Below are 2,341 nucleotides of genomic sequence, written 5' to 3' on the forward strand. Positions count from 1 at the left end.
GGCGGAGGTCGCCGGCCGCGCGCGAGGCAGGCGTGCGCGGGCGGCGGTCTTGAGCTTGGCGCAGATTTCCTCGGCGTAGGCCTGCATGCCCTCGGCGATGCCCAGGCGCGGCTTGGCGATGAAGTCGATGGCGCCCAGTTCCAGGGCGCGCAGGGTGGCTTCGGAGCCCTTCTCGGTGAGCGAGGAGATCATCAGTACCGGGGTCGGTCGGCCCTTCATCAGCTTGTCGAGGAAGGTCAGGCCGTCCATGCGCGGCATTTCCACATCCAGCGTGATGACGTCCGGAGCGTGCTGCTTGATCAGGTCGCGGGCGACGAAGGCGTCGGGCGCCGCGCCCACCAGTTGCAGCTCCGGGTCGTTGTGGATGATGTCCTTGAGCAGGCTGCGAATCAGCGCCGAGTCGTCGACGATCAGGACCTTGACGGCCATCGGGCCCCCTCCGTTCAGAACAGGTCGATGCTCCCGCCGCGCTCCCGGCGGGAGAGTTGCTGGCAGTACTGCCGCTCACGCTGCAGCACCGTGTCGTTGGCCAGGGTGCGCAGCTTGCGCACCAGCACGCGGCCGCTGGCCGGGAAGAAGTAGACCTTGCGCGGGTAGACGTCGAGCAGGTCCTGGGCGGCCAGCGCGATGCCTTCCTGCGCGAGGTACTGCAGGACGAATTCGACGTTGCGCTGGCCGACGTCGGCGCTGAGGTTCTTCAGCACCGAGCCGCCACCGAACACCTTGGCTTCGAAGTGTCGACGCTGGGCGCCGCGACTCATCAGGCCGTTGATCAGCAGGTCCATGGCGTGCACGCCGTAGCGCCCGGAGTTGGACAGCAGGCCCTGTACGCCGGTGTCGCCGGGCAGCATGAAATGGTTCATGCCGCCCAGGCCGCTGCTGCGGTCGCGCAGGCACACCGAGACGCAGGAGCCGAGCACGGTGACCAGCATCAGCGGCTCGGCGGTGACGTAGCATTCGCCGGGCAGCAGCTTCACCGCCTCCATGCCGAAGCGCGGGTCGTAGTAGCGATTGGGTTGGTCCAGGGCTGCGCCCATCAGTGGCTCCCCACCGCCTGGTAGGTGGTGCGCCCGACCGAGCGCACCAGGTGGCTGGCGTGGACGAAGTTCTCCGAGTGGCCGGCGAAGAACAACCCGCCGGGCCGCAGCAGGCGCACCATGCGTTCGAGCAGGCGGGTCTGGGTCGGCTTGTCGAAATAGATCATCACGTTGCGGCAGAAGATCGCGTCCAGGCCGGCGGGGATGCCCCAGTCCTTCTCCAGCAGGTTGATCTGCCGGTAGTCGACCATCTCCCGCAGCTCGCGCACCACCCGCGCCTTGCCGGTATTGCCGCCGGTGCCGCGGAGGAAGAAGCGCCTCTTTTGCGCGGGGCTCAGCGCCTCGAGACGCTCCAGCGGGTAGATGCCCTGGCGCGCCTGGCCGAGCACGCCGGTGTCGATGTCCGAGGCGATCAGCTCCACCGGCGGGCTGAAGCTGCCCAGTGCGTCGACCAGGGTCATGGCCATGGAATAGGGCTCCTCGCCGGTGCTGGAGGCGGTGGACCAGAAGCGCAGCGGCTGGTGGTCCTGCAGCTGCTCGGCGGCGAAGCGGCCGAGGTGGTCGAAGTGGTGTTTCTCGCGGAAGAAGGCGGTGAGGTTGGTGGTCAGTGCATTGACGAACTGCTGCCACTCTTCTTCGTGGCTCTCCAGGTAGGCGAAGTATTCGGCGAAGCTGCCCAGGCGCAGGCTGCGCAGGCGCCGCGAGAGGCGGCTGTAGACCAGTTGCTGCTTGTTTTCCGAAAGACTGATGCCGGCGTGCCGGTAGAGGCGCTCGCGCACCTGCTGGAAGTCCCGGCGGGTGTAGTGGAACTCGTGCTCGGGGGCGGGCAGGTTGATCGACATCGGCTTGTCTCGAGGGTGAGCAGATTGCGTAGGGCGCATAATCCGGCACGGGTTATCCGCCGCGATGGCGGATAACGCCGTTGGCGTTATGCGCCCTACATCTGGGGTTGACCGGGAAATTCCTTTGCGAGGCTTTGCCCTCTCCCCAGCCCTCTCCCTGAAGGGAGAGGGAGCCGTTCGGCGTTGCCGGGAGTTACGGTGTTCCGCTTGATGCCAGACAGTCCCCTCTCCCTTCAGGGAGAGGGTTAGGGAGAGGGGCTTTCAGCAATTCTCAATGCCGTGGATATCGCCTGACCATCCCTGGCCCGCGCGCGGCCACCGGCCCTCCCATTGCTCCGGTCGCCGCCATCCCTTTCAGCCCCGCCCGATCAGAACTCTTCCCAGTCATCCTCCTTGCCCTTGGCACGCACTGCCTTGGCCACCCCGCGGGCGGCGCGCGAGGTGTGCGCGGCCGGCTCGCGC

General features: G+C 67.2%; 3 protein-coding genes. All 3 read right to left on the reverse strand.

Going from position 1 to position 2,341, the window contains the following annotated elements; translation table 11 throughout:
- The coding region (locus ACCC94_RS29300; RefSeq protein ID WP_413353094.1) for a response regulator at nt 1-429 on the reverse strand (429 nt) is incomplete at its 3' end.
- A 14-nt stretch (nt 430-443) separates the two neighbouring features.
- Nucleotides 444-1,037 carry a chemoreceptor glutamine deamidase CheD gene (gene cheD / locus ACCC94_RS29305; RefSeq protein WP_413353096.1) on the reverse strand — a complete coding sequence of 198 codons (594 nt, stop codon included), beginning with the start codon at nt 1,035-1,037 and terminating at the stop codon, nt 444-446.
- Nucleotides 1,037-1,879, reverse strand: coding sequence for a CheR family methyltransferase (locus ACCC94_RS29310; RefSeq protein WP_413353097.1), 843 nt, complete (start codon nt 1,877-1,879; stop codon nt 1,037-1,039). Before ACCC94_RS29310 ends, cheD begins: the two co-directional genes overlap by 1 nt.
- Nucleotides 1,880-2,341 lie beyond the last annotated feature (462 nt).

Origin of the sequence: Pseudomonas sp. Pseusp97 (genome assembly GCF_047304025.1) — a bacterium.
Classification (GTDB): Bacteria; Pseudomonadota; Gammaproteobacteria; order Pseudomonadales; family Pseudomonadaceae; genus Pseudomonas.

Excerpts from the sequence above, each read along its gene's own strand:
- ACCC94_RS29310 (WP_413353097.1), bottom strand. The coding sequence starts at position 1,879 with ATGTCGATCAACCTGCCCGCCCCCGAGCACGAGTTCCACTACACCCGC.
- cheD (WP_413353096.1), bottom strand. The coding sequence starts at position 1,037 with ATGGGCGCAGCCCTGGACCAACCCAATCGCTACTACGACCCGCGCTTC.